Consider the following 23347-nt stretch of genomic DNA (forward strand, 5'->3'; position numbering starts at 1 on the left):
CCGGCCGCAAGTGTCAGGCGGCCGGTTCCGCCGAACGGTTCAGGTCTTAAGGAGGGCGCCTTGCGTCACACTCAACTTGCTTTGGCGGCTGCGTTCGCTGTTGTCGCGGGCATGCTCCTGGATGGATCGTCCGCGCGCGCGCTGGAGCCCGCCAAGGGCCTCACCCCCGCTCTCATCACCGACGAGGTGATCGCGGAGGTGCGCGAGTTCCTCGCCAGTCCGCTGGTCGCGATGTCGATCGCCATGCAGAACGAGCGCCGCCACGGCGTCTCCCAGGAGCGGATCGACGCGCTCGACAAGCAATGGCGCGCCGAGGCGGACAGCGAGCGCAAGCCGCTGATCTCGGCGACGCTGTCGAGCCCGCTGTCGACCTACCTCACCCGCGTCCAGGCACGGTCCCTGGGGCGCTACTGCGAGATCTTCGTGATGGACGCCTACGGCCTCAACGTCGGCCAGTCGAGCATCACGTCCGACTACTGGCAGGGCGACGAGGCCAAGTGGCAGAAGACCTACCCCAAGGGGCCCGACGCCGTCTTCATCGACGAGGCCGAATGGAACGAGGAGACCCGCACCTGGCGGGCGCAGCTCTCCCTGACGGTCACCGAGCCCGGGACGGGCAGGGCGATCGGGGCGGCGACCATCGAACTCAACCTCACCGAGTTGCAGCGACAGGCGTTCACGCGATGATGGCCAATCTTTCGATATCCAAGAAGCTCTGGGTGGCGTTCGCCGCCGTCATCGGCGTGACGCTGCTGTCGGCCGGCTTCACGCTCCTCCAGTCCCGTGACGTGGTGAGGGGGCTCGAGGAGAGCGGCCGCCGCGCCGCGGGCCTCGCGACCGTCGAGACGTGGCGCACGACCGTCGCGGAGACGCACGAGGCGATGCTGTCGTACATCAACAGCGGCGAGGTGGCCTTCGCCGACGAAGTGCTGGCGGGCTTCCGGCGCATGGAGGCGACGGAGCAGTCGGCCCGGACCGTGGCGACGCCGGGGACCGCGCTGGCCGGCAATCTGGCAGGGGTCGCGGGTCTCGTCGCCGAATGGCGCCGCGACATTGCCGAGGCGCAGCTCCGCGAGATGACGGACCCGCTCACCTACGACCTCGCCCGCCTGCGCGAGATGTCGATGCAGAGCAACCGGCTCTGGCGCGCGATCGGCAGCGGATTCGCGGACATCAGCGCCAAGACGCGCGCGGCGATCGCCGAGCAGCGGTCGCATCAGCTCCGCGAGCTGAACTTCCAGATGTACGTCTCGCTCGGCTCGGCGGTGACGATCCTCCTCGTGTCGGTCGGCATGGCGGTGGCGATGCGTCATGGCGTGGCCCTCCCGGTGCGGCGGCTCGCGGCGACGACCTCCCGCCTCAAGGACAGCGACTGGACCGTCACCATCGAGGGGACCGGTCGCGGCGACGAGATCGGCGACATGGCCAAGGCGCTGCAGGTGTTCCGCGACCAGGGCGAGCGCAACGAGGTCATCGAGGCGGAGCGCGTTCGCGATGCCGAGGCCAAGGCGCGTCGCGCCGAGGAGATCACCAACGCCGTGCGCGGTTTCCGCGGCCAGTCCAGCGCCCTCCTGGCCCAGCTTTCGGAGGCGGGGATCAAGCTCGACGGCGCGGCGACGTCGCTCGACAGCGTGGTCGGCGCGAGCTTCTCCTACACGCGCACGGTGAACGACGCGGCGATGGCGACCGGCCTCAGCGTCAAGAGCGTCGCGGCCGCGGTGGAGGAGATGACCGCCTCGATCCAGGACATCTCCAGCCAGCTCCAGAACGTCTCGCATCTGACGCGGACGACGACGGAGGCGACCGACACGGCAACCGGCAAGGTGGACGGGCTCAAGGCGCGCTCCGACGAGATCCACCAGGTGGTCGACCTCATCAACGGCATCGCCGGGCAGATCAACCTGCTGGCGCTGAACGCGACCATCGAGGCGGCGCGCGCGGGGGACGCCGGCAAGGGCTTCGCGGTCGTGGCGCACGAGGTGAAGCAGCTCGCCGACCAGACGGCCAAGGCGACCGAGGACATCGGCCGGGTGATCGGCCAGGTCTCCGACGAGGTGGACGAGGTCGTCGGCGCCATCAACCTGATCAGTCGCTCGATCGCGCAGGTCAACGCGAACGCGGCGGCCGTCGCCTCCGCGGTGGAGGAGCAGTCCGCCGCGCTCGGCGAAATCTCGCGCAACGTTAACGAGGTGTCGGAGCAGACGACAGGCGTCGCCGACAACGTCCAGGGGGTTGAGAACAAGGTCGGCGAGACGCGCGACGTGGCGACGAACGTGAACCAGCTCTCGAAGGCGCTGCAGGCCTCCAGCAAGGACCTTTCGGGCAGCATCGACGAATTCATCGGTGCCGTCGCCAACGACGATCACGGGACCCGCACCGCGATCTGAGGCTGCGGCATAGACGCCACCCCCGGGACCCGCCTGCAGGGCCGGAGTCCCCGTCCCGGCGTTTTCCTCACGGATAAAGGAATAAAACCAGCCGTCGCGGGCCTCCGCGGCGGCTTTGCCGGTGTCTGCGGCGTTGCGCACCAAATACGCGTATGCTAAGCGCGCCGCTGTCCCCGGACGGGCAAGACGAACACCAGAAAGAGCGCCTTGGCTACATCCGAATCATCAGGCGTCGCAGAACGCTATGCATCCGCGTTGTTCGACCTCGCGCGCGAGCAGAACGCGCTCGACTCGGTCGAGGCCGACGTGTCCACTCTCCGTCAGATGATCGCCGAGAGCGATGATCTTCGGCGCCTTCTGGAAAGCCCGATCATCAAGGCCGAGGACCAGATCCGTGCGCTCGGCGCGGTGCTGGAGGCGAACGGCATCTCCGGCCTCGTGGCCAACTTCGCCAAGCTGGCGGCCAAGAACCGCCGCCTCTTCGCGCTGCCGGGCATGCTGAAGGTGTTCGGGGAGCTGATGGCTAAGCATCGCGGCGAGACGCTCGCGATCGTCACCAGCGCCGAACCCCTGACCGACGCGCAGCTCGAGACGTTGCGCCAAGTGCTTTCCGAGAAGACCGGTGGCACCATGAAACTCGAGACGATCGTCGACCCCTCGCTCATCGGCGGGTTGATTGTTCGCCTCGGCAGCCAAATGATCGACACTTCCGTGCGCACCCGCCTCCAGGGGCTGCGCCAGGCCATGAAGGAAGCCGCATAAGATGGACGTACGCGCCGCCGAAATTTCGGCCATCCTGAAGGACCAGATCGCCAACTTCGGCCAAGACGTCGAAGTTTCCGAGGTCGGACAGGTGCTGTCCATCGGTGACGGCATCGCCCGTGTCTACGGTCTCGACAAGGTGCAGGCCGGCGAGCTCGTGGAGTTCCAGGACGGCACCCGTGGCATGGCGCTGAACCTCGAAGTCGACAACGTCGGCATCGTGGTGTTCGGCGACGACCGCAACATCTCCGAAGGCCAGACCGTGAAGCGCACGGGCTCCATCGTGGACGCCCCGGTCGGCATGGGCCTGCTCGGCCGCGTCGTCGACGCGCTCGGCAACCCGATCGACGGCAAGGGTCCGATCCAGTACGAAGAGCGTCGCCGCGTGGACGTGAAGGCGCCGGGCATCATCCCGCGCAAGTCCGTGCACGAGCCGATGTCGACCGGCCTCAAGGCCGTGGACGCGCTGATCCCGATCGGCCGCGGCCAGCGCGAGCTGATCATCGGCGACCGTCAGACCGGCAAGTCCGCGATCATTCTGGACACCTTCCTGAACCAGAAGCCGATCCACGACGCGAACGACGAAGCCAACAAGCTCTACTGCATCTACGTCGCCGTCGGTCAGAAGCGCTCGACCGTCGCGCAGTTCGTGAAGGTGCTCGAGGAGCGCGGCGCGCTGGAGTATTCCATCGTCATCGCCGCCACCGCCTCGGACCCGGCGCCGATGCAGTTCCTGGCGCCGTTCACCGCGACCGCCATGGGCGAGTACTTCCGCGACAGCGGCAAGCACGCCGTGATCGGCTACGACGACCTCTCCAAGCAGGCCGTCGCCTACCGCCAGATGTCCCTGCTGCTGCGCCGCCCGCCGGGCCGCGAGGCGTACCCGGGCGACGTCTTCTACCTGCACTCCCGCCTGCTCGAGCGCGCGGCGAAGATGGGCGACGACCACGGCGCCGGCTCGCTGACCGCCCTTCCGGTCATCGAGACCCAGGGCAACGACGTGTCGGCGTTCATTCCGACGAACGTCATCTCCATCACCGACGGCCAGATCTTCCTCGAGACGGACCTCTTCTACCAGGGCATCCGTCCGGCGGTGAACGTCGGTCTCTCGGTCTCGCGCGTGGGCTCCTCCGCGCAGATCAAGGCGATGAAGCAGGTCGCCGGCAAGATTAAGGGCGAGCTCGCCCAGTACCGCGAGATGGCCGCGTTCGCGCAGTTCGGCTCGGACCTCGACGCCTCGACCCAGCGCCTGCTGGCCCGTGGCGCGCGTCTCACCGAGCTCCTGAAGCAGCCGCAGTTCTCGCCGCTGACGACGCCCGAGCAGGTCGCCGTCATCTACGCCGGCGTGAACGGCTATCTCGACGAGATCCCGGTCGGCAAGGTCGGGGCCTACGAGGAAGGCCTGCTTCTGCTGATGCGCGGTCAGCACAAGGACATCCTGGACGGGATCTGGGAGAAGAAGCAGCTGACCGACGAACTGGGCGAGCAGCTCAAGACCGTGGTCCAGGGCTACACCAAGCAGTTCAAGAGCCAAGAGGCGCCGGCGAAGGCTGCGTAAGCCCGCCGCCGACACCAGGACAATAAAATGGCGTCTCTGAAGGACCTCAAAGTCCGCATCGCCTCGGTGAAGGCGACGCAGAAGATCACCAAGGCGATGCAGCTCGTCGCCGCCGCCAAGCTGCGCAAGGCGCAGGAGGCGGCGGTGGCCGCACGGCCCTATGCCGAGCGTATGGCCGCCGTCCTTGCCAACCTCGCGACCCTGACCGAGGGTGATCCGGAGGCGCCGGTCCTGATGACCGGCAACGGGTCCGACCAGCGTCACCTTCTGGTGGTCTGCACGGCGGACCGCGGCCTTGCGGGCGGCTTCAACTCGAACATCGTGAAGAAGGCGCTCGCCGACGCGCAGAACCTCCTGCTCGCCGGCAAGGACGTCGAGTTCCTCTGCGTCGGCCGCAAGGGCTACGACATCCTGAAGCGGGCCTACCGCGAGAAGATCATCGAGGTGATCGACTTCAAGGCGATCCGGAAGATCACCTTCGCGGAAGCGCACCTCGTGGGCGACAAGGTCATCGACCTGTTCGAGGCCGGCCGGTTCGACGTCGCGACGCTCTACTACTCGGAGTTCCGCAACGTCATCAGCCAGGTGCCGACGGGCCTGCAGCTCATCCCGGCTGCTCCGATCATCTCCGAGGGCGAGGATACGGAGCTGCACGCCGAGGGTGGCGGCGTCTACGAGTACGAGCCGGACGCGTCCGAGATCCTCGAGGCGCTGGTCCCGCGGAACATCCGCGTGCAGATCTTCCGCGCGCTGCTGGAGAACGACGCGTCGGAGCAGGGCGCCCGCATGACCGCGATGGACAATGCGACGCGCAACGCCGGCGAAATGATCAATCGCCTGACCCTGGAGTTCAACCGGACCCGCCAGGCCCAGATCACGACGGAGCTGATCGAGATCATCTCCGGCGCCGAGTCGCTCTGACCGCGTCGACGGTGACGCTGCCCCGCGCAGCGTCATCGGGCGCGTCCCGTTGCGGCCGTCCCGCCGCGACGGGGCGGCGACGCGGCGGGGGGCGCGGCACTCGGCCCTAGGCCCGAGGCCAAGTCGTTGATTGTTGCTCCTTGAGGAACGGCATATCAACGCCAAGTCACCTGCCCGGCCCCTTTCCGGAGAGCCCACGGCTTCCCCAATTCCGAAGGAGCGACCATGGCCGAAAGTGCGGCAGCGACCACGTTCCACGCCCCCTCGGACGACGACTTCGACATCCGCAGCAACGAGTACGGCACGTACGCCGTGCCCAAGGCGTACCACATGCGGGTGCTGCCGAAGGTGCTGGAGCGCGGCAAGGTCTACGAGCCGAAGACGATCCAGTATATCCGCGATAGCGCCGCCGACGGCGACATCGTGACCGGCGGCGCCTTCATCGGCGATTTCCTGCCCGCCCTCTCGAAGGCGATGGCGCCGGGGCGGCTGATCCACACGTTCGAGCCGAACCCGCTCTGCTTTGAGGCATGTCGTCGCACCATCGCGCTCAACCAGCTCGAGAACGTTCGCCTCAATGCGGTCGCGGTCGGCCACAAGCCGACCAAGCTGCCGCTGCGTGTCGAGGACTTCGAGAAGGGCGAGCCGGCCGCGGCGCAGAGCGCGATCAACGCGCGCGCCTCCGCATCTGACGCCGGCTACATCGAGGTCGACGTGAAGACCATCGACGACCTGGTCGAGCGCGGCCGGAAGGTCACCGTGATCCACCTCGACATCGAGGGGTTCGAGCGCCAGGCGCTGCGTGGCGCGGTCCGTATCATCCGCAATCAGCACCCCAAGCTCGTCGTCGAGGGCCGCCGCACGACCGTCGAGTGGCTGGAGCGGGTCTTCCCGCGCGCCGGCTACCAGATGATCGGCGCCTGGGAGAAGAACCAGATCTTCGAGGCTGCGAACCCTGCGGTTCCGCGGGCGCGGGCCGGCCAGTCGGGCAAGGACTGACCGGGACGATGGCGCGTTTCAAGCAGAGCGGCAGGGCCGCGGGACCGCATCGTGACGGCTGACCTGGGGATCGGCAAGATCCGCTGGCCCTGGCCGTCCCGGCACGTCGCACCGCGCAAGGCGGCGACGTCGAAGGGGTGGCGATCGGCCGGGACGTACCGGGTGAGCTACCGCGTTGCACGCGTCGGGGGCGAACTGCACTTCGTTCCGGCCTACGCCAAGAGCCGGCCGGCCGCGGCGCGCATCCTCGCCGGAAAATACTTCGAACCCGCGACCCATACGCTGATGGAGCGTCTGCTGAAGGAGCGTCCCGGCGACATTGTCCACGCCGGCACGTTCTTCGGCGACATGTTGCCGTCGTTCTCGAAGGCATGCCCGGGGCGCGTCTACGCCTTCGAGCCGGTGCTCGAGAACTTCGTTCTCGCCAAGCGCTGCATCGAGGCGAACGGGCTCACCAACGTGCTCCTGACGAACGCCGGCCTCGGCGAGAGGATCGAGGTGGCCTGCATCAACGTGGGCCAGGACGAGAACCACCGTGGCGGCGGCTCGACGATCGACGAGCGCGGCCAGCCGACGATGCTGACGACGATCGATTCCTTCGCGATCGAGGACCTCTCGGTGCTGCAGCTCGATGTCGAAGGGCACGAGCTGGCGGCGCTGAAGGGGGCGGCCGCGACGATCGAGGCCCAACGGCCGGTCATCCTCGTCGAAGACAAGAAACGTCAGTGCGACGAATTCCTCAAAGCGTTCGGTTATGAACGAACCGGGCGCCTTCCAGGGATCTTCGCGTGGGCGACCCCGACGGACAAGGCGCGCATCAAGCCGATCATCCGCGATTTGCGGCAGTCGGAATCCTCGTGAGAGGAACGAATGTCGCGCCTGACCCCGTTTTCTTCTATCGACACCACCCTTAAAGTCGCCGCTGATCTGGACAACAGCGCACCACCGGTTAAAGAGACGCGCGAGCGAACGCGCGAAGGCAGAGGATATGGCAGAAGCTACCGGACAAGTTACGCAGGTCATGGGCGCCGTCGTGGACGTCAAGTTCACGCACCATCTCCCCGCGATCCTGAACTCGCTCGAGACCGACAATAACGGTCAGCGCCTCGTGCTCGAGGTGGCTCAGCACCTCGGCGAGAACATGGTGCGCTGTATCGCGATGGACGCGACCGAGGGCCTGGCGCGCGGCAATCCCGTGAGCGACACCGGCAACCCGATCGAGATGCCCGTCGGCGACGGCACGCTCGGCCGCATCATGAACGTCATCGGCGAGCCGATCGACGAGGCCGGCCCGATCCCGCACACCGAGACCCGCCCGATCCACGCCCCGGCTCCGTCCTACACGGACCAGTCGACCGAGGCGGAGATCCTGGTCACGGGCATCAAGGTAGTCGACCTGCTCGCCCCGTACGCTCGTGGCGGCAAGATCGGCCTCTTCGGCGGCGCCGGCGTGGGCAAGACCGTGCTCATCCAGGAGCTCATCAACAACGTCGCCAAGGCGCACGGCGGTTACTCCGTGTTCGCCGGCGTCGGTGAGCGTACCCGCGAGGGCAACGACCTCTACCACGAGATGATCGAGTCGGGCGTGAACAAGCCCGGCGGCGGCGAGGGCTCCAAGTGCGCCCTGGTCTACGGCCAGATGAACGAGCCCCCGGGCGCCCGTGCCCGCGTCGCGCTCTCCGGCCTGACGATCGCGGAGAACTTCCGTGACCAGGGCCAGGACGTGCTCTTCTTCGTGGACAACATCTTCCGCTTCACGCAGGCGGGCTCCGAGGTGTCGGCGCTTCTCGGCCGCATCCCCTCGGCGGTGGGCTATCAGCCGACGCTCGCCACCGACATGGGTGGCCTGCAGGAGCGCATCACCACCACGACCAAGGGTTCGATCACCTCGGTGCAGGCCATCTACGTGCCGGCCGACGACCTGACCGACCCGGCGCCGGCGACGTCGTTCGCGCACCTTGACGCGACGACCACGCTGAACCGCTCGATCGCGGAAAAGGGCATCTACCCGGCGGTGGATCCGCTCGACTCCACGTCGCGCATGCTCTCCGCCCAGATCCTGGGTGAGGAGCACTACACCGTCGCCCGCCGCGTGCAGGAGACGCTGCAGCGCTACAAGTCGCTGCAGGACATCATCGCGATCCTGGGCATGGACGAGCTCTCGGAAGAGGACAAGCTCACCGTCGCCCGCGCCCGCAAGATCGAGCGCTTCTTCAGCCAGCCGTTCCACGTCGCCGAGGTGTTCACCGGCAAGCCGGGCGTGTTCGTCGAGCTGGCCGACACCATCAAGGGCTTCAAGGGCCTGGTGAACGGCGACTACGACGACCTCCCGGAGCAGGCCTTCTACATGGTCGGCACCATCGACGAGGCGATCGAGAAGGCGCAGGAACTCGCCGAAGCCGCGTAAGTGGCAGACGCGGACCGACCGTGTTGCGCTGCCCTCGCCGAGGTCCTCAAGGGCCCCGGCGAGGGCGCCGATCCGGCGCTGTTCGTCGACGACGACGGGGTGCTGACGATGGTCGTCGCGACCCTCCAGACCCCAGGCGGCCTCGGCTTCTTCGACCGTGCCGTTCTGTTTTGCCCGTTCTGCGGAACGGGGCTTCAGACCCAAGACCAGATCAATCGCAAGGCTTGAAATCCCGATGGCCACCTTCCCCTTCGAGATCGTCTCCCCCGAGCGGCTCCTCTTCTCCGGCGAGGTCGAGGCGGTGAAGCTCCCCGGCTCCGAGGGTGAGTTTCAGGTCATGGCCGGCCATGCGCCGCTGCTCGCCCTGCTCGGCCCCGGAATCATGGAAATCGCCGGCGGCGAGGGGAACGGCGAGCGCCTCTTCATCGATGGCGGCTTCTGCGACATGAACGGCGTGACCTGCACCGTGCTCGCCGAGGCGGCGACCCCGATCGAGCAGCTGTCTCCCGAGTACATGAAGGAAATGATCGAAGCCGCGCACAAGCAGGCGGCCGAGATGGAGCCCGCGGACCACGACGAGGCGCTGCGCCGCATCGCCGTCCTCCACCTGGTGCACTCCCAGCTGTAATTTTTTGCGGAACCTTTCGGTCACCACTACGTTACGCTTTGTAACGTAGTGCGAGGAGTGCGGAATGATCCGCTTGTTCGCGGCGGCGGCCGGACTCGCCGCAATGGCCGTTGCCGCTGCCGGCGCGCAGACGGCTCCGGACGGCGAACCGGCGTCTGAGGCACAGGCGCCGTCCAGCACGCCCGTTGCCGCGAACGTGCCCGATCCGGCGCCCGACGCGCCGGTGAAGGAAGACCCCCCGACACCGCCGGAAACCCCCGCAGCCGTCGAAGCGCCGACCGTGCCCGAGACGCCGGCCGACATCGCCGACGTCCCCACCGCACCTGAAACGCCAGCGGACGTCGAGGTTCCGACCGCGCCGGACATGCCCTCTCTCGCGGAGCCCGCGCCGGCTGAGGCTGGGGCCACCGCGCAGGCGCCGGATGCGACCGGAGAGCCAGCCGACCCGGAAACGCCGGCTGAGGCCGACGCGGCCGCGGCTCAGGACACGGCAGAGGCCGTCGAAGAGGCTGCGGCCGACCCAGATCCCGCCGAGGCCATCCCGAGCCCGACACAGACCGAGGCGCCGATTTCCGTCCAGGAGCTGCAGTCGGACTACAACGCCCGATTCGCCGACTACGACGCGCGGTTCCTCGACTACGACCTCCGTCTGGAGAGCCTCCAGCGCCGCATCTCCGAACTCGAGAAGACTGGCGAGGAGCCCGCGCCCGAGACCGCCGTCGCGGCCCCGGAGGCGCCTGCCGAGCCGACGCCCGAGGTTCCTTCGTCGCAGTAGACCGGTACGGCGGGAATGGGCCTCAGGACCCGCGCGACCGGTCCTGGCATCGCCCCCGATCGACGCTCTCCCAGGCTCCCGTTGCGGGTCCGGATGGACCGGCGGCGGTGGTGTCAGATGGCGGCGGCCTCGAGCTGCGGGGCGGGCATGCGGGCCGGGGCGGGCCTGCGGTCCTCCGCGTCGACGTTGGCGATCCGCTCGTCGATGACCCTCAGGACCTCGTGCGAGAAAGGCTCGAGGTGCGCATAGGGGATCAGTGACATGAAGAACGGCTCGAACGCGTGCGGGTTGCCGTTCTTCATCGCGTGGCGCAGCGTGCCCCAGAACTGGCGCTTGCCGCGGGGCGCCCGGACGCCGAGCGCCCAGCACACGCGCATCATCATCCGGGCCTGATGCGACCAGTGCTTGTGCCGTCTGAGGTCCACCTTGATGTGCTCGAACCCCATCCGGTCGATGAGGGAGCGGACCCGGCGGTGGAAGTTCTCCGGCGTGTACGAGCGTGCGATCACCGTGCGGTAGTCGCGCAGGACGTCGACGCGCGGCCGGTCGGTATCGAAGTTGAGCCCCTGCGAGCACTGGTCGGCCATCTTCTGCTCGACCCAGTGGCTGTGGTGCAGGTCGTGGAGCCGCCCCTCGGCCTCGAGCCTGCGGCTGAGCTGGGTACCGGGCAGCGCGAACAGGAGGCCGCAGATCGAGACCGGGATGGCCGTGCTGTCGATGAGGTCGGCGACCGTGTCCCCGGTTCCCTCCTTCTCGCCGTCGAAGCCGACGATGAAGCCCGCGATCACCTGAATCCCGTGGGCGTAGACCTTGTCGATGCTCTCGACGATGTCGCGCCGCATGTTCTGCTTCTTGCGCATGGCCTCCAGCAGATCCGGATCCGGCGACTCGATGCCGATGAAGACCGACATGAACCCGGCGCGGGCCATCATGGTCATCAGCTCGGGATCGTCGGACAGGTTGAGCGAGGCCTCGGTGTAGAAGTCGAACGGGTACTTGCGGGCCCGCTGCCAGGCGATCAGGTCCGGCAGGAACGCCTTCACCGCCTTCTTGTTGCCGATCAGGTTGTCGTCGACGAAATTGACCGAGCCGCGGTGGCCCAGCGCGTAGATCCGGTCCAGCTCGGCCAGCATCTGCGCGCTCGTCTTGGTACGCGGCCGGCGGCCGAACAGCTCGATGATGTCGCAGAACTCGCACGTGAAGGGGCAACCGCGCGAGTACTGCACGGCCATCTGCATGTAGTCGTCGGCGCGGATCAGGTCGAACCGCGGGACCGGGGAGGTGGTGACGTCCGCGGTGAACTTCTCGGCGTCGATGCGTGCGCGCGCCTCGCCGGAATGCCACGCCTCGACCAACGTCGACACGACACTCTCGCCCTCGCCGGTCACGACATACTCCGCGTCGTCGTAGAGCTCGGGACTGGACATGACGTCCGGGCCGCCGACGGCGATGGGCCGGCCGAGCCGGTGCGCCCGCTCGATCATGTCCAGCATGCTGGCGCGCTGCGGCATCATCCCGCTGATCATGACGAGGTCGGCGGCGGCGATGTCAGCGTCGGCGACGGGGTCGATGTTGTTGTCGATCAGGCGGATCCGCCAGTCGTCCGGGAGGAGGGCGGCGACCGTCAGCAGGCCGAGCGGCGGCATGAGCGAGCGTTTGCCCATCAACGGCATGGCGCTCTTCATCGCCCAGAACGAGTTGCCGTCGAACTCGGGGTAGACCATCAGGACGTTGGGTGCAGGTCGCGCACGCGGCGGGGCCAGGGTGGACGCGGTGTCGGTCAAGGGCACGTATGTCCTCCCATTGCGGTCTCTGTGACGCGGGAACTAGGACCGTATGTGAACCGGCCAAGGCTGGCCAGCCTGTACCGACCGTAGGAACGAATGATGGCTTCAATTTGTCACCCGCCGAGGGTAGGAATTCTATCGTCAGGGGTGACATTTCCAAATAACGATATCTTTATATCCTTGATCCGAGGCGCCGGTGGTCATATAGACGGCACAACGGAAGGACAAGGAATTCCCATGGCCATTGCAGAGACCGCTCCCGCCACCGATTACATCGTCAAGGATATCGGCCTCGCCGACTACGGCCGCACCGAGATCGATATCGCCGAGGTCGAGATGCCTGGCCTCATGGCCGTGCGCGAGGAGAACCGCGCCGCGCAGCCGCTGAAGGGCGCCCGCATCGCCGGCTCGCTCCACATGACCATCCAGACCGCCGTGCTGATCGAGACGCTGGTCGCCCTCGGCGCGGACGTGCGCTGGGCCTCCTGCAACATCTACTCGACGCAGGACCACGCCGCCGCCGCCATCGCCGCGTCCGGTACCCCCGTCTTCGCCATCAAGGGCGAGACGCTGGAGGAGTACTGGGACTACGCCGACAAGATCCTCGACTGGGGCAACGGCGAGACCTGCAACATGATCCTGGACGACGGCGGCGACGCCACGCTCCTCGTCATGCTGGGCACCCAGGCCGAGACCGACCCGTCGGTCATCGCCAACCCGAAGAACGAGGAGGAAGAGTTCCTCTTCAAGACCATCAAGGCGCGCCTCGCCAAGGATCCGACCTTCTACTCGCGCTGCAAGGCGAGCATCAAAGGCGTCTCCGAGGAGACGACGACCGGCGTGCTGCGCCTCTACCAGATGGAGAAGCGCGGCGAGCTCGCCTTCCCGGCGATCAACGTCAACGACTCGGTGACGAAGTCGAAGTTCGACAACAAGTACGGCTGCCGTGAGTCGCTCGTCGACGCCATCCGCCGCGGCACCGATGTCATGATGGCCGGCAAGGTCGCCATCGTCTGCGGCTACGGTGACGTCGGCAAGGGCTCGGCGGCGTCGCTCGCCGGTGCCGGCGCGCGCGTCCTCGTGACCGAGATCGACCCGATCTGCGCCCTGCAGGCCGCGATGGACGGCTTCGAGGTCGTCACCATGGAAGACGCCGCACCGCGCGCCGACATCGTCGTCACCGCGACCGGCAACAAGGACGTCCTCACGGTCGACCACATGCGCGCCCTGAAGGACATGGCGATCGTCTGCAACATCGGCCACTTCGACAACGAGATTCAGGTCGCCGGCCTGAAGAACATGAAGTGGAAGAACGTGAAGCCGCAGGTGGACCTCATCGAGTTCCCCGATGGCAAGCGGATGATCCTCCTCTCCGAAGGCCGCCTCGTGAACCTCGGCAACGCGACCGGGCACCCCTCGTTCGTGATGTCCGCCTCGTTCTCGAACCAGACGCTGGCCCAGATCGAGCTCTGGAACAACGGCGGCAGCTACGAGAACAAGGTGTACGTGCTGCCCAAGCACCTCGACGAGAAGGTGGCGGAGCTGCACCTTGCGAAGCTGGGCGCCAAGCTGACGAAGCTGTCCTCCGAGCAGGCCGCCTACATCGGCGTCGGTGCCGAAGGCCCGTTCAAGTCCGACCAATACCGCTACTGAGACTGCGATGATCCCACTCACGCCTCTGGCGGCCTCGCTGCCGTCCACGGTCCCCTTCGTCGGTCCCGAAGCGCAGGAGCGGGCGCGCGGCGCCCCCTTCCGGGCGCGGCTCGGGGCCAACGAGAACGCGTTCGGCACCTCGCCGCGTGCGATCGAGGCGATGGCCCGTGCCGCCGCCGAGGCGTGGCAATACGGCGATCCGGAGAACTTCGACCTGAAGTCCGCGATCGCCGAGCACTATGGTGTCCCCGCCGCCCGCATCGGTGTCGGCGAGGGCATCGACGGCCTCCTGCAGGTCATCACGCGCCTCTTCGTGACCGACGGGACCCCCGTCGTCACGTCGGCCGGCGCCTACCCGACCTTCAACTACCATGTGAACGGTTTTGGCGGCCGCCTCGTCACCGTCCCCTACCGTGACGACCGCGAGGACATCGACGCGCTGCTCGACGCCGCGCGCCGCGAGAAGGCCGCGCTGATCTACCTCGCCAACCCTGACAACCCGATGGGGACCTGGCACGACGCCGACGCGCTGCGCCGGCTGATCGAGGACATTCCCGAGCACGCCGTCCTCCTCCTGGACGAAGCCTACGTCGAGTTCGCGCCCGCCGCGGCGCAGCTCGCGATGAGCGTCGAGCATCCGCGCCTCATCCGTCTGCGCACCTTCTCCAAGGCATACGGGCTCGCGGGGATGCGGGTCGGCTACGCGGTGACCACGCCGGAGATGGCGAGCGCGTTCGACAAGGTCCGCAACCACTTCGGCGTCAACCGCGTCGCCCAGGCGGGCGCGCTGGCGGCGCTGCAGGACCACAAGTTCTTCCGGCGGATGCTGGCGGACGTCCACGCCGCGAAGGTCCGCATCGGCGCCATCGCCGCCGCCCATGGCATGACCGCGCTGCCGAGCGCGACGAACTTCGTGGCGCTGGACACCGGATTCGACGGGACGGTCGCCCGGGCCCTGGTCGCGGCGCTCTCCGCCCGCGGCGTCTTCGTGCGCATGCCGTTCGTGGCGCCGCAGGACCGCTGCATCCGTGTCGCGGCGGGACCCGACGAACTGCTCGACGTGCTGGACGCCGAACTGGGCGCGGCGCTCGCCGAAGCGACCAGCGTCGTCGCGGTCGCCGGCTAGGACGGCAAGGTGCGCCCGTCGCGCGACGGCGCCCGCCCCAGGGCCACCGGGGCCGGCCGACGCGTCAGTTGGTGCGCAGCCGCCCGTCCGGACCGATGAGGTCCGGCGAGTTTTCACGATATTCACGGGTATAGGTGCCGCCGGGCGTCCCGTAGGCGTCGCTGGTGCGGGTCGGCGCGGTGCTGCCGGTGCCGTAGAAGTCGGCGTTCGGTCCGCGGCCGGGCGTGATGTCGTCGTCGTAGACGACGCCGTCGAGGTAGCTGGTGCTGTTGTCGCCGAAGTCCTGGGCGGCCGCGGCGCCGCAAAGCGCCAGCAGCGCCGCCACGCCGATCACGATCCGATGTCTCACGCACTCACTCCTAGGCACGCCGCGGCCCGGCGGGGACGGATCCCCCGCCGCCCGATCCGCCGCGAGTATCTCCCGAAAATCTAAGGAAGTGCTTAGGGACGGCAAGCGGGCCGGGCAGGTGCCGCGGCCCGTCGGGCGCGTGCCGCACCGCGCGGCGCACGCCTTGCGGCGCGATATATTGCGCGCGGCCCATCCTGACGCGGCGAACGCAATAATCGGCCGCATCTTCATCACTTTGCTGCGAGAATTGTGGCGCTCTCCGTTTAATTTGACTGCGTTTTTTGGAACAAGACAGTTATGAAAACTTGGTCAGCTGTCGGTAGACCGCCGGCGGGGGCCGGGACTGCACGTCGAGGGGACCGTTCGTCGTCACCGCGCTCGGCTCGTCCTGTCGCCTGAGAAGGCCGAGACGAACATGGATGGGGATGGCGCCGGATGGCCTTCAGGATTGGTAGAGGCATTTTCGACTCGCTCGAGGGCTCGGCCTCCGACGACATCGTGCTGGGCCTCGGCGGCGACGACATCGTCATCGGCGGCTTTGGCTCCGACTGGCTCGACGGCGGGGACGGGGACGACATCGTCGTCACCGGCGCGATCGTTTCCGGCTCGCTCCTCGGCGGCGCGGTGTTCGAGGACACCGACAACGACGTGGCCTTCGGCGGCGCCGGCGACGACGTGATCATCTCGGTCGGCGGGGCCGACTACATAGACGCGGGCGAGGGCGGCGAGACGGACGGCGACCTCGTCGCCGTCAACCGGTCCGGGAACACCGCCGCGCTTCGGGCGTTCGGCATCGACAGCGCGCTCGCCCCGTCTCCGACTCCGGTGTTCGAGGGCCAGTTCGTCGTGCTGAACGACGGGACGGCGGTCACCAACGCGGAGCATCTGCGGCTGCGCGGGACGACGATGTCCGACACCATTCTCCTCGCCAACATGACGAGCCTCGAGGAGACCGAGATCTTCGCCAACGGCGGAAACGATGTCGTCACCACGGGCGACAGCGTCGACTCGCTCTACGGCGAGGGCGGAGACGACCTCCTCTCCGCCGGAGCGGGCGCCGACAGCGTCGAGGGCGGGACGGGGAACGACACGATCCTCGCCGGGGCGGGCGGCGACTACGCCCTCGGCGGCGCGGGCAACGACCTCATCATGGGCGGCGACGGCGACGATGCCATCTACGGCAACGCGGGCGACGACACCGTGATCGGCGGCGCCGGCAACGATACCCTCGGCGGCGCCGAGCCGTACGCCGGGACCCGGGCGTTCGACACCGACACATATGTCGGCGGCGAGGGAGCGGACCTCTTCTCCCTCATGTTCGGCGCCATCAACGAGGACGTCATCGCCGACTTCGACCGCCGCGAGGGCGACAGCATCGAGATCGGCTTCAACATCGACATCGGCCGGGACGACGTCGAGATCGAGCTGGTCGACCGGCGCGCGGGCACCTTCAACGTCACCGTCGAGGGGGAGGGGACGCACACCTTCACCGCCGTCGGCGCCCTCGTCTCCGACGTGGCGCTCCTCGTCTTCTGACCGACGACGGGGTCCGGCCGGCACCCGCCCGCCGTACGGCGGCCGACCCACGCCGCGCGGACGTGGCGCGGAGGCGCGGCCGCGGCCGCCACGACCGGCGCCCCCGTGTCACCGCACCCGGGCCGGCGGTCGCCCCGGCGACGCTCCCGGGTCGGCGAGTGTTTGCTCACAAAGGATCCTCCTCGGCGGCCGGGAGTGCTATAGCGCAGAAAAAAGCACCGTCCGGCTCGGGCCGGCCGGGAACAACACGACGGGAGGTGAGCGCCGCATCGGACCGGCCCGCCGCCCGTCAGGGAGCGCGCCATGACCGCCGACGACGTCCTCGACAGCCGCTATTCCTGGGTGCGGCTCCTTCTCACGCTCGCGGTGGCGGCGGTCGGCAACGTCGGCATCTGGGCGGTCGTCGTGATCATGCCCGCGCTTCAGGCCGAGTTCGCCATCGACCGCGCCGACGCCTCGCTCCCGTACACGATGACGATGATCGGCTTCGCGTTCGGCAACGTGGTGGTGGGCCGCATCGTCGACCGGTTCGGCATCACGGTCGCGCTCCTCGTCGCCACCGGCTTCCTTGGGATCGGCTACGCGGCGACGGCGATCGCGAGCCACGTTCTCCTCGTCTACGCGCTGCATATCCTCATCGGGATCGGTACCGGGGCGTGCTTCGGCCCGCTCCTCGCCGACATTTCCCACTGGTTCTCGAAGCGGCGCGGCATCGCCGTCGCGCTGGTCGCGAGCGGGAACTACATTGCTGGCGCCTTCTGGCCCATGGTCCTCAGCGGCATCCTCTCGGCGAGCGGGTGGCGCGGCGTCTACGGCGCGCTCGCGATCATCGTCGTCGTGACGCTGGTGCCGCTGGGCCTCGCGCTGCGCCGGCGGGTACCGGCGGCGACGATGGCGCACTCCGACGCCCTCTCGGCGGCGCGGCGCCGGTCGGTCGACCTCTCGCTCGTCACTCTGCGCAACCTTCTCGCGGTCGCCGGCATCGGCTGCTGCGTGGCGATGTCGATGCCGCAGGTCCACATGGTCTCGCTGGCGGTCGACCTCGGCTGCGCGCCCGTCGTCGGAGCGCAGATCCTGTCGGTGATGCTGATCGGCGGCGTCATCTCGCGCATCATCTTCGGCGCGGTGGCCGACACGCTCGGCGGCGTGCGCACGCTGCTCATCGGCTCGACGCTGCAGTGCTTCGCGCTCGCGCTCTACCTTCCGTTCGACGGCGTGGTGTCGGGGCTCTTCGTGGTCAGCTTCGTGTTCGGCCTCTCCCAGGGCGGCATCGTGCCGTCCTACGCGGTGATCGTGCGGGAATACTTCCCGGCGCGGGAGGCGGGGACGATGATCGGCTTCATCCTGATGGCGACGATCTTCGGCATGGCGCTCGGCGGGTGGATGTCCGGCTACATCCGCGACGTCGCCGGCTCGTACGACATGGCCTTCCTGAACGGCATCGCCTTCAACGTCCTCAACATGGTGATCATGCTGCTGATCCTCAGCAAGACGCGCACGCCGCGGCAGCGGGCGGTGGGGATGCCCGCGCCGGTCCAGGTGCCATGAGCGGGCGCACGGCGTCGCGGCCCCGCGCCCGGGGCGCGAGGCGTCGCTCCGACATCACCGGCCGGCGGTGCGTCCGTCAGCCGAAGAGGCGGGAGAAGAAGCCCCTCTTAGGCACCGCCACCACCACCGCCTCGGCCTCAGCCTTGTGCGCGGCGTTCTTCATGACGGTGGAGACGAGGACGTAGGTCTCGGTCCACGCGTCCTTCAGCTCCGCCGTCCAGGCGTCGCCGAGACCCTTCTCGAGCGTGTAGAGGAGCGCGGCGCCGACGGCGTCGTAGTGCTCGTCCCTGACGCCGTAGGCGACGTGCTTGACGCCGAGCGCCTCGACCACGGGGACGATCGTGTCCACCTGGTGGAGGTTCGACACCGCGACGCCGAGGGTCTTCATCAGCTTCTTCTTCTGCTCCGCCATCTCGGCCGGAAACAGCGACGTCAGCTCGGGGTTCTGCTCGAACAGCCGTCCATAGAAGATGTCGGCGGCCGTCTCGGCGATCGGCGCGACCTTCTTGAAGCTCTCCTGGACCAGCGCAACTTTCTCGGGGGTCATCCTAAAATCCTTCAATCAGAGAGGGGAGATGGACGGGCGGTGCGGTCCGCCCGCCCCCGACGTCAGCCGTCGATGGGAATGCGGATCACGACACCGCCCATCGTGTCGCCGAGCTCGAAATCGGTGCGCGGGGAGTCCTTGTGCGCGTTGTGGCAGGAGACGCAGGCCGGCGCGACGGCGACATCCGCGTAGACGGCGGTGAGGTAAGTCTGATCGCCGAGGGTTTCCTCAGCGTAGAATGGCTCGTCCGGGTCGTCCGCGACCGCCTGGAGCCCTTCCTTCTCCACCTCGGTGGTCGCGCCGTTCTGCTTGTTGACCGGCCACAGTGAGAGAAGCGAGTAGAAGAACTTGTCCGTCTTGTCGGCGACCAGCTCGGAGCCGAAGCGGAACATCTGCGCGGGCAGCGGCAGTGCCTTGTCGTCGTGGAAGAATTCCGACGCCTTGATCACGCCTTCTTCGTTGGCGAGCCGATTGACCACCATCTTCGTGTAGACGGTCCGGTCCGACTCCATGACCGCATGGAGCATATCGGCCACATCCTTGGCGTCGATACTCTGGGCGACGATCGCCGTGGGCATTGCGATGCCCGCCGCGACGAGACCCGCCGCGGCCATGACCTTGAAGCGCTTTATTCCCATGATAGATCCTCTTTCGCGTTGCCGTTCGTGCAATGGCGGCACGGGGGGAGGAGAGCGAGGCCCATCACTTGCCTCCCTCCGTGCGACTTCTCGCCCAGTCGATGCTCGGCACATGGGCCGAGGGGCGCCCGTTGAAGTTCCTCTCAACGAGTTCGGGATCCGCCAGGGCGTCGATCGCGAACGACAGCCCGTGGCAGTTGAGACAGACCGGCCGGATCATCTTCTCGTTCGGCCGCAGCGTGGCGTTCTGGTTGTGCGTGACGAAGAAGCGGCCGCGGCGCAGCTCGATCTTCGGCATGTGGCAGTCGCCGCAGGTCACCCCGGTTCCGGCGGGCGCGGTGCCGTCGCGCTCGGCCTCCCAGAGGCGGAAGTGGGGCGAGGTGAAGTAGGCGCGGGTGTGCGGATCGTCGTGGCAGGAGGCGCAGGCCTCGACCGCGGCGGTGGCGAGATCCGGCTGATGCGGCGCATGGCACTGCCCGCAGGTCCCGACCGACTCGCCGTGCGCGTCCGGCTTCATCGGGATGCGCGCCTTGTCGACCGTCATCGCCGTCAGCGGGACGTCGCGGAACGGCGCGGTGAGGGCGGCGAGGACGGCGTTCTCCGGCGCCTTGCGCGGTTCGGGGAGCGCGGGGTGGAAGCGCATCGCGTGCCGGCCCTCACGGAAGGTGTCGGTCTCGCGCTTGTGGCAGTCGCGGCAGGTCTCCATGCCGGGCGACGGGGTCCACGCCGCGGCGAGGGCGGCGCGGTCCGCCGGGTCCGCCTCGGGGGCGTGGCAGCCGCCGCAATTCACGCCGCTCGTCGCGTGCTTCGAGGCCGCCCACGCCGCGACGACGCCGGGTGTCGCGAGGCCGTCCGGTGCCACCGCGTCCCCGGCGCGCAGGATCTCGGCGAGCGCGGTCCGGGCGTCCTCCCCGGCCTCGTCCGGCGCCGTGCCGGCGTTCTCGAGGTAGGCCTTGAGGCTCGCCACCGGGTCGTCCGACAGGATCGCGGTGAGGCGCGGGTGGCTCCGCGCCGCGGCGGAGAAGGGCTGGACGGGATCGGCGGCGAAGTCGGGCTCCGCCGCGTGGCGCAGCAGGAAGTCCTCGTAGAGCGCGGTGTTGTCGTGGAAATTGTGGCAACCGGCGCTGGCGCAGGTCTCGAAGCCGTAGCCCTTGTGGGTCGGGCGGTTCTCGTAGACGTCCTGATGGCAGGCCATGCAGTAGTCCATCGGGAGCGTCACGGCGCCGACGCGGGTCTCTTCCGGGACATGCTCGGCGTGGCAGGTGATGCAGTACAGCGCGTCGAGTTCGGCGCGGCGGGCGACGTTGCGCGGGTCGCGGAACTTCTTGACCGGGTGCGAGTCGTCGGCCTCCTTCAGCTCCTCCTCGTGGCAGGTGAGGCAGGCCTTGTTCATGTCCTTCCGGACCGTCACGCGGTCGGCGAAGAAGCCGGAGGTGTGGCACGCCTCGCAGGCCACCTCGATCTGGTGGTGCGCCCCGGTGGTGCGGCCGATCAGGAAGATGTCACGCGCCCCGCCGACGTAGGCGATGGAGGCGAGCGCGCCGCCGGCGGCCAGTGTGAGGCCGACCCAGAGGCACCAGAGGAGGGCATTTCGGCTCATCCTCATCGCATCACCACGTGTAGACGCTGAGGATGTGGAATAGGATCAGCGCCGGGAGCGGCCACAGCGCCAGGATGTGGATCCAGAGCGGCAGCGCACGGGGCCTGGCGTGGGGGCCGATGAGTTCGGCCTCGCGCATCTTGTGCTCGCCGCCGGTGATGAAGCCGGAGACCGCGCCGGCCGCCAGCATGACGACGAAGCCCGCCATCAGCACGAGGTTGAGGTTGGTGCCGAGCCGCAGTCCGGTGTGCGCCACGGCGACGAGGGCGGCGAGGAGGCCGAGCGCGATGTGCACCAGCCGCCAGGCCTGATAACCGCCGAACCGCCGGAACCAGCCGATCCGCTTGCGCAGGCCGAGGACGGCGGCGGCGACCGTGATCCCGAGGAGCGTGTAGCCGGTCCACTGCTTGACGATCGAGTCGAACCAGAGCGTCCGCAGCATCCGCCCGTCGAAGTAGGTGTCCGGGACGGGGACGTTCGGGATCAGCAGGATCGCCAGCGAGGCGTGGGTGGCGAGGATCGAGAAGGCGAGGACGAAGGGCCACCACTTGACCGGCTGGGGTCTCGCGGCGGCGCCGAGGAGGTCGAGGACCAGCGGCTGGCAGGTGCCGCAGACGGTGTTGGCGCCGGTGGCGGCGCGGACGTCCGCGAGGGTCGTGGCGCCCCGGGCGACGGCGGAGCCGATGGCGCCCTTGGTGACGCCGGTGCAGTTGCAGACGATGGCGCTGGCCGGCAGGGCAGCGGCGCCCTCCGCCGTGGCGCGCCAGAGGGTGCCGGTGCGGCGCAGGCGCCAGAGGGCGAGCGGGGAGACGCGGGCCCGTCCGGCGACGGCGCGCTGCAGGCGGCTCGCCTCCGGCCAGGCGCCGACGCCGAGGGCCGCGACCAGTTTGCCGCGCTCGAGGAAGAGGCGGCGGTAGATGCCGTTCTGCGGATCGGTGAAGACGACGCTCCTGACGCCCGGGGCCTGGGCGGCGGACTCGAAGTCGCCCATGGAGAAGACGTCGGCGCCGAGGACCTTGAGCTTGGTGGCCGGGACGGAGCCCTTGTAGGCGACCGGGGTGCCGGCGATGCTGGCGGCCGCGGTCACCGCGTGCTCGAAACCGGGGCCGACGAGGCCGTAGACGACGCCGCGGTGCTCGGCGCATTCGCCGACCGCGTAGATCGACGGGTCGGAGGTGCGCATCTCGTCGTCGACGATGACGGCGCGGCCGAATGCGAGGCCGACCGCGGCGGGGAGCTGGATGTTGGCGCGCACGCCGGTGCAGACGACGACGGTGTCGGCGATGAGGCTCGCCCCGCTGGCGAGGGTGACGGAGACGACGCGGGAGAAGCCGTCGATGGAGGCGATGCGCTCGCCGGTGCGCACGGTGACGCCGAGCGCCTCGATGCGGGCGGCGAGCGTCCGGCCCGCGGCCTCGTCGAGCTGGCGGGGCATGAGGCGGTTCTCGTGTTCGACGATGGTGACCCGGGCGCCGCGACGGGCCATGCCGCGGGCCGCCTCGAGGCCGAGGAGGCCGCCGCCGATGACGACGACGTGGCGGGCCGACATGGTCCGGGCGACGAGGCGCTCCGCGTCGTCGAAGTTGCGGAAGGCGTAGACGCCGGGGAGGTCCGCGCCGGGAATCGCGGGGATGAAGGCGCGGCTTCCGAGGGCGAGGACGAGGCGGTGGTAGGCGACGACGTCGCCGCGCGAGGTGACGACGTGGCGCTTCTCGCGGTCGATGTCGACGACGGAGGTGCCGTCGTGGCAGGCGACGCGACCGGGCGGGGGGAAACGGTCGTCGAGGTAGACGGTGCCGACCTGGGCCTCGCCGGCGAGCAGCGGGGTCAGCTTGACGCGGTTGTAGGGGCGCCAGCGTTCGGCGTTGAAGAGGACGACGTCCCAGCCGCGGCGGGACAGCTCCTGCGCGGTGCGCACGCCGACCGGCCCGCCGCCGACGATGACGACGGGGGCGGTAGCGTTCTCCGGCGCGTTCAGGCTGTCCGAGCGGACTGCGACGTTCATGCGGCGACCTCGACAAAAGGCAAAAGCTCAGTGTGGCCCGCGCGCGAGCCATCACGGTTTCAGTGCCAGTCGACATCGTTGCCGAACGTGCATCCGCCGTTGGATACACGCGTTGGACTTA

General features: G+C 68.6%; 21 protein-coding genes. 15 read left to right on the forward strand and 6 right to left on the reverse strand.

All coding sequences use genetic code 11. From position 1 onward, the window contains the following. Positions 1-111 precede the first annotated feature (111 nt). From DLJ53_RS03700 to DLJ53_RS03750, 11 genes are all read left to right on the forward strand, one after another. Complete coding sequence (locus DLJ53_RS03700) at positions 112-687, forward strand: hypothetical protein (protein ID WP_111344045.1); 576 nt, start codon at positions 112-114, stop codon at positions 685-687. Next, on the forward strand, positions 684-2387 hold the full coding sequence (locus tag DLJ53_RS03705; protein ID WP_111342445.1) for a methyl-accepting chemotaxis protein: 1704 nt from the start codon (positions 684-686) through the stop codon (positions 2385-2387). Before DLJ53_RS03700 ends, DLJ53_RS03705 begins: the two co-directional genes overlap by 4 nt. Before the next feature lie 207 nt (positions 2388-2594). Continuing rightward, complete coding sequence (locus DLJ53_RS03710; RefSeq protein WP_111342447.1) at positions 2595-3149, forward strand: F0F1 ATP synthase subunit delta; 555 nt, start codon at positions 2595-2597, stop codon at positions 3147-3149. 1 nt (position 3150) lies between these two features. Further along, positions 3151-4707 (forward strand): F0F1 ATP synthase subunit alpha, encoded by a 1557-nt coding sequence (gene atpA, locus DLJ53_RS03715; protein WP_111342449.1) that lies wholly within the window; start codon positions 3151-3153, stop codon positions 4705-4707. A 27-nt stretch (positions 4708-4734) separates the two neighbouring features. Continuing rightward, positions 4735-5628, forward strand: coding sequence for a F0F1 ATP synthase subunit gamma (locus DLJ53_RS03720; RefSeq protein ID WP_111342451.1), 894 nt, complete (start codon positions 4735-4737; stop codon positions 5626-5628). Between the two features lie 225 nt (positions 5629-5853). Continuing rightward, positions 5854-6627 carry an FkbM family methyltransferase gene (locus tag DLJ53_RS03725; RefSeq protein WP_111342453.1) on the forward strand — a complete coding sequence of 258 codons (774 nt, stop codon included), beginning with the start codon at positions 5854-5856 and terminating at the stop codon, positions 6625-6627. A gap of 51 nt (positions 6628-6678) precedes the next feature. Next, positions 6679-7488, forward strand: coding sequence for an FkbM family methyltransferase (locus DLJ53_RS03730; protein ID WP_111342455.1), 810 nt, complete (start codon positions 6679-6681; stop codon positions 7486-7488). A gap of 127 nt (positions 7489-7615) precedes the next feature. Next, a complete protein-coding gene (gene atpD / locus DLJ53_RS03735; RefSeq protein WP_111342457.1) occupies positions 7616-9034 on the forward strand; it encodes a F0F1 ATP synthase subunit beta in 1419 nt (472 codons plus the stop codon). Further along, a complete protein-coding gene (locus DLJ53_RS03740) occupies positions 9035-9262 on the forward strand; it encodes a hypothetical protein (RefSeq protein ID WP_111342459.1) in 228 nt (75 codons plus the stop codon). 7 nt (positions 9263-9269) lie between these two features. After that, positions 9270-9662, forward strand: a complete 393-nt coding sequence (gene atpC, locus DLJ53_RS03745) for an ATP synthase F1 subunit epsilon (protein ID WP_111342461.1) — start codon at positions 9270-9272, stop codon at positions 9660-9662. Positions 9663-9726: 64 nt separating this feature from the next. Continuing rightward, on the forward strand, positions 9727-10437 hold the full coding sequence (locus DLJ53_RS03750) for a hypothetical protein (RefSeq protein ID WP_111342463.1): 711 nt from the start codon (positions 9727-9729) through the stop codon (positions 10435-10437). A 113-nt stretch (positions 10438-10550) separates the two neighbouring features. Here DLJ53_RS03750 and DLJ53_RS03755 read toward each other — a convergent pair whose 3' ends face one another. Continuing rightward, positions 10551-12227 (reverse strand): B12-binding domain-containing radical SAM protein, encoded by a 1677-nt coding sequence (locus tag DLJ53_RS03755; protein ID WP_319005031.1) that lies wholly within the window; start codon positions 12225-12227, stop codon positions 10551-10553. A gap of 234 nt (positions 12228-12461) precedes the next feature. Between DLJ53_RS03755 and ahcY the strand changes: the two genes are divergently transcribed. Both ahcY and DLJ53_RS03765 read left to right on the forward strand, forming a co-directional pair. Then, positions 12462-13877 (forward strand): adenosylhomocysteinase, encoded by a 1416-nt coding sequence (gene ahcY, locus DLJ53_RS03760; RefSeq protein ID WP_111342465.1) that lies wholly within the window; start codon positions 12462-12464, stop codon positions 13875-13877. Between the two features lie 7 nt (positions 13878-13884). Then, positions 13885-15003 (forward strand): pyridoxal phosphate-dependent aminotransferase, encoded by a 1119-nt coding sequence (locus DLJ53_RS03765; protein WP_111342467.1) that lies wholly within the window; start codon positions 13885-13887, stop codon positions 15001-15003. A 64-nt stretch (positions 15004-15067) separates the two neighbouring features. Here DLJ53_RS03765 and DLJ53_RS03770 read toward each other — a convergent pair whose 3' ends face one another. Then, positions 15068-15352, reverse strand: coding sequence for a hypothetical protein (locus DLJ53_RS03770; protein WP_146619878.1), 285 nt, complete (start codon positions 15350-15352; stop codon positions 15068-15070). A gap of 435 nt (positions 15353-15787) precedes the next feature. Here DLJ53_RS03770 and DLJ53_RS03775 point away from each other — a divergent pair, with 435 nt between their 5' ends. Further along, positions 15788-16888 carry a calcium-binding protein gene (locus DLJ53_RS03775; RefSeq protein ID WP_111342470.1) on the forward strand — a complete coding sequence of 367 codons (1101 nt, stop codon included), beginning with the start codon at positions 15788-15790 and terminating at the stop codon, positions 16886-16888. Positions 16889-17191: 303 nt separating this feature from the next. Continuing rightward, positions 17192-18436 carry an MFS transporter gene (locus DLJ53_RS03780; protein ID WP_111342472.1) on the forward strand — a complete coding sequence of 415 codons (1245 nt, stop codon included), beginning with the start codon at positions 17192-17194 and terminating at the stop codon, positions 18434-18436. A 76-nt stretch (positions 18437-18512) separates the two neighbouring features. Here the strand turns inward: DLJ53_RS03780 and DLJ53_RS03785 are convergent, their stop codons facing one another. The 4 genes from DLJ53_RS03785 to DLJ53_RS36335 form a co-directional block, all read right to left on the reverse strand. Then, the gene (locus tag DLJ53_RS03785) at positions 18513-18983 is read right to left on the reverse strand and encodes a globin family protein (protein WP_111342474.1); all 471 of its coding nucleotides are present in this window, start codon (positions 18981-18983) and stop codon (positions 18513-18515) included. A gap of 62 nt (positions 18984-19045) precedes the next feature. Beyond that, positions 19046-19621 carry a Tll0287-like domain-containing protein gene (locus DLJ53_RS03790; protein ID WP_202912986.1) on the reverse strand — a complete coding sequence of 192 codons (576 nt, stop codon included), beginning with the start codon at positions 19619-19621 and terminating at the stop codon, positions 19046-19048. 64 nt (positions 19622-19685) lie between these two features. Further along, the gene (locus DLJ53_RS03795; RefSeq protein WP_162408855.1) at positions 19686-21221 is read right to left on the reverse strand and encodes a cytochrome c3 family protein; all 1536 of its coding nucleotides are present in this window, start codon (positions 21219-21221) and stop codon (positions 19686-19688) included. A gap of 10 nt (positions 21222-21231) precedes the next feature. After that, positions 21232-23226 (reverse strand): FAD-dependent oxidoreductase, encoded by a 1995-nt coding sequence (locus tag DLJ53_RS36335; protein ID WP_111342478.1) that lies wholly within the window; start codon positions 23224-23226, stop codon positions 21232-21234. Positions 23227-23347: the final 121 nt, after the last annotated feature.

Origin of the sequence: Acuticoccus sediminis (assembly GCF_003258595.1) — a bacterium.
GTDB lineage: Bacteria > Pseudomonadota > Alphaproteobacteria > Rhizobiales > Amorphaceae > Acuticoccus > Acuticoccus sediminis.